The organism is Rhizobacter sp. (assembly GCF_031412075.1).
Lineage (GTDB): Bacteria > Pseudomonadota > Gammaproteobacteria > Burkholderiales > Burkholderiaceae_C > Rhizobacter.
The window spans coordinates 1-3931 of sequence record NZ_JANOCG010000606.1 but is presented as its reverse complement, the minus strand read 5'-3'; the positions used below and the strand labels follow the sequence as shown (position 1 = coordinate 3931).

The window sequence follows — 3931 nt, the reverse complement described above, 5'->3', positions numbered from 1 at the left end:
GCGGGCCCGACACCGGGTCTTTGCCGCGTTTGGCGATCTCCTTGATGTTGGCCGCCTGCTCGATCACCGACTGCGCCTGGCGCACGATCTCTTCGCCCAGCGGCGTCACGCTCACTTCGTTGGCCCCGCGCTCGAAGAGCTTCACGTCGAGTTCTTCTTCGAGCTTCTTGATGGCGACACTGAGCGTGGGCTGCGACACGAAGCAGGCCTCTGCCGCGCGACCAAAGTGTTTTTCGCGGGCGACTGCGACGATGTAGCGCAGCTCTGTCAGTGTCATGTCTTGCTTTCTTTGCAGACACGCGCATCGCAGTCGCCTACCGCCTGCTGCGGGCTGCGATCCCCACGTTCCGTGGGGGCCCTCTTTCGCCCTTCGCAGGCGACCGCCACGATGTAGCGCAACTCGGTCAGTGTCATGGCCCGCAGAATAGCCCAGCCGCCGTCTCGCGTCATGCGCCCGTCGGCATCACCTTGTGATACCGCGAGGCTCGGCGCTTGCCGGCTGGCACGGCGGGGCCGATTCTCCCGGCTCGGCATGTGCCGTGTACCGAAAGCCTTGTATGAGTCAACCGCGTTCGCGCGCTGTTTTCACCACCCGCTTTGCCGTGGCTGCCTTGCTGGCCAGCACCTTGTCAGCCTGTTACGTGGTGCCCATCGACCCCCGCACCGGGCAGGGTTACCCGATCCACCCGGAGGGGCAGGGCGCCCGCCCCGGCGGCAGCGTCACCGTGATCACGCCGCCGGCGCCTGCCGGCCCGCCGCAAGCCAGCGTGATGAGTGCGCGCCTGTACCCGCTCAACCCGCAGGCCAACAAGGGTGGCCTGATCACCGCCACGGTGGTCGACAACCACACCGGCCGCGGCAGTTTCACGCTCAGCTACCTGGGCGACACGCTGCAAGGCGAGGCCACGCGTGTCGACGCGAGTTACGCCGCCTTTGGCCGCATCTACAACGAGGTGCTGGGCCTGAACCAGCGCAACTTCAGCGGCCGGCGCGGCATTGCCAACGCCTACGGCCCCAAGGGTGTCAACGCGCAGTGCGAATACCTGATCACCGGGCCGACCATGGGCACGGGAGCGTGCCAGTTTTCAGACGGTGCCAAGTACCAGATGCACTTCGGCTCTTAACTCTTGGCAGGCCGTTTCATCGTTTCGAGCTTGGCGAGGTCGAGCCCTTCGACGATGTTTTTCAGCGCCGGCATCTCGACCCGCCGGCCATCGGCCTCGACCACCACGCCGTTGGCGAGGATCACGGTGTACTCGCCCTGGCTGCCGTCTTTGCGGTAGCGCTCGCGCACCGTGCGCTTGCCTTGTTGGTAGACCTTCTCCACCCTGTCCGGGGTTTCCCGGTCGAGGGTGGAGCTGGCCCAGCCGGCGAGGGCCGCCATGCCGGCCATGCCGCCGATGTCGGTGACCGACAGCCTGACCCGCTGGCTGCCCGCCGCATAGCTGGCCTTGGCCGACGAGCCCGCCAGGCCTACGACCTGGTTGCCCTGGGCCTCGATCGAGTCGCGCTCGAGCTCGCCCAGGCGCTCGGGCAACAAGGCCTTCAGGTCTTGCGGCGCAATCGGCTCGCCGCTCACGCCCGCCATCGCACCCATGGCCTCCGACAAGGCTTTGCCGGTGGCGGCGGGGTCACCCGTCTTCTGCGCCTCTTCGAGCTTCTTGGCCATGGCCTCCAGCTTCGAGGTGTCGATCTTCACTTCGCCGCGCGGGGTGGTGACGCTCACCTCGCCGCCTCCGCCCATGCCGCCCATCTGCCCGAAGCCGCGCATCGGGCTCAGTGCGGCCATGAGCGCCCCCATCACGATGCCGGCGACGATGCCGCACAGCACCACCACCGCCGTGTAGGCCACGGCCTTGTCTTGTGGGCATTTCATCAGCACCGGCAGCCCGGTGTAGATGAGGTAAATGGAGTACAGCGCCGCCAGCAAGCCCAGCACGCCGAGCGCCGGAATCAGGCTGAAGATGCCGCCCACGAAGCCGGCCGTGGCGCCATAGGCCACCAGCTTGAAGGCGTTGAGCTGGTTCTTGCTGCCCTTGAAGGTGGGCGCGAGCGCGTCGACGATGAGCGCCAGCACGAACACCATCGCCAGTGAGAGCACGTAGCCCACCACCAGTTGGGTGAGACCCCACATGAAGGGCATGCGGATGGTCGTGCCGAAGCCGCCCACGCCGATGAGCGTCATGCCAATGAAGCCCGCCAGCGCCGGGATCGCGGCCAGGTAGATCAGGTAGTTCTTGTAGAGGCTGGCCACGTCGGTGGCCTCCTGCTCGATCACCGGCCAGGTGGGGATGGGTCTGAGCAAGATGTCTTGCACACGCTGGATCAGGTTCATGGTGAGTCTCCCAACGGGGTGGTACCAACAACGCGTCAATCTAGCCGAGTGTGAGCCGGCTGCCTAAGGACGAACGTCACACCGCCGGGCTCAGGCCTTCAGGAACTCCGCCTTGCTGCCCAGCCAGCGTGCCACGTGTTGCTCGGCGACGCGTGGCTCGTTGGCGAGCAGCTGCGCGGCGGCCTGCCGTGCCACATGCACCAGCGGCTCGTCGAGCGTGAGGTCGGCAAAGCGCAGCAGCGGCGCGCCCGATTGGCGCGCGCCGAGAAACTCGCCCGGCCCGCGAATCTCCAGGTCGCGGCGGGCGATCTCAAAGCCGTCGTTCGTCTCGGCCATCGCCTTGAGGCGCGACTTGCCGGTGTCCGACAGCGGCGAGGTGTAGAGCAGCACACACACACTCGCCACCGAGCCGCGGCCCACACGCCCACGCAGCTGGTGCAGTTGCGACAGGCCAAACCGTTCGGCGTGTTCGATCACCATCAGGCTGGCGTTGGGCACGTCGACACCGACTTCGATCACGGTGGTGCTCACCAGCACCTGCATCTGGCCGTCAGTGAACTGCGCCATCACCGCCGCCTTGTCGCTGGCGTTCATGCGGCCGTGCAGCAGGCCCACGCTGTGGCCGGGCAGGGCGGCGCTCAGCTGTTCGTGGGTGGCGGTGGCGTTTTGCAGGTCGAGCTTCTCGCTCTCTTCGATCAGCGGGCAGACCCAGTAGACCTGCTTGCCCTGCGCCACCTCGGCGGCGATGGTGCGGATCACGCCCTCGCGTTTGTTGTCGCTGAAGACCTTGGTGACGATGGGCGTGCGGCCGGGCGGCAGCTCGTCGATGGTGCTCACGTCGAGGTCGGCAAAAAGCGTCATCGCCAGCGTGCGCGGGATCGGCGTGGCGCTCATCATCAGCAGGTGCGGCTCCAGCGACTGTTGCTCCAGCTTGTCTCTGAGAGCAAGTCTCTGCGCTACGCCAAACCGGTGCTGCTCGTCGATGATCGCCAGCCCGAGTTTGGCGAACTGCACCTCGCTCTGGATCACGGCATGCGTGCCCACCACCAGCGCCGCTTCGCCCGAGGCCACACGCACCAGCATCTCTGCGCGCTTCTTGCCCTTGCGGCTGCCGGTGAGCCAGGCGGTCTGGATGCCCAGCGGCTCCAGCCACTGCACCAGCTTGCGAAAGTGCTGCTCGGCCAGGATCTCGGTCGGCGCCATCAGCGCGCACTGCCAGCCTTCGTTCATCGCAATCGCCGCCGCGAGCGCGGCCACCACCGTCTTGCCCGAGCCCACGTCGCCTTGCAGCAGGCGGTGCATCGGCACCTCGCGCTGCAGGTCGAGCGCGATCTCTTCGACCACGCGGCGCTGCGCGGCCGTCAGGCTGAAGGGCAGGGCGGCGAGCAGCTTTTCTTGCAGGCCACCCGCACGCACGGTGAAGCGTGGCGCACGCTGCACGGCCCGTTCGTTCTTGGCCTGCAGCTGCGAGAGCTGTTGCGCCAACAGCTCTTCGAACTTGAGCCGCTGCCACGCCGGGTGGGTCTTGTCTTCGAGCTCGCCCAGGCTGACGTCGGGGGTGGGGTGGTGCAAGAAGCGCAGCGAGTCGCGCAGGTT

At 67.0% G+C, this 3931-nt stretch carries 4 protein-coding genes; 1 reads left to right on the top strand and 3 read right to left on the bottom strand.

All coding sequences use genetic code 11. The features are described from left to right. Positions 1-277 (bottom strand): LysR family transcriptional regulator (locus tag RMO40_RS22390; protein ID WP_309725813.1); only part of this gene is annotated, 277 nt, incomplete at its 3' end. A 280-nt stretch (positions 278-557) separates the two neighbouring features. Here RMO40_RS22390 and RMO40_RS22385 point away from each other — a divergent pair. Further along, the gene (locus tag RMO40_RS22385; protein WP_309725812.1) at positions 558-1124 is read left to right on the top strand and encodes a hypothetical protein; all 567 of its coding nucleotides are present in this window, start codon (positions 558-560) and stop codon (positions 1122-1124) included. Here RMO40_RS22385 and RMO40_RS22380 read toward each other — a convergent pair. Together RMO40_RS22380 and recG are read right to left on the bottom strand one after the other, a co-directional pair. After that, positions 1121-2335, bottom strand: coding sequence for a Yip1 family protein (locus RMO40_RS22380; RefSeq protein ID WP_309725811.1), 1215 nt, complete (start codon positions 2333-2335; stop codon positions 1121-1123). The two genes, RMO40_RS22385 and RMO40_RS22380, sit on opposite strands and share 4 nt — an antisense overlap. Before the next feature lie 90 nt (positions 2336-2425). After that, positions 2426-3931: ATP-dependent DNA helicase RecG (gene recG / locus RMO40_RS22375; RefSeq protein ID WP_309725810.1), on the bottom strand; the 1506-nt coding region annotated here is incomplete at its 5' end.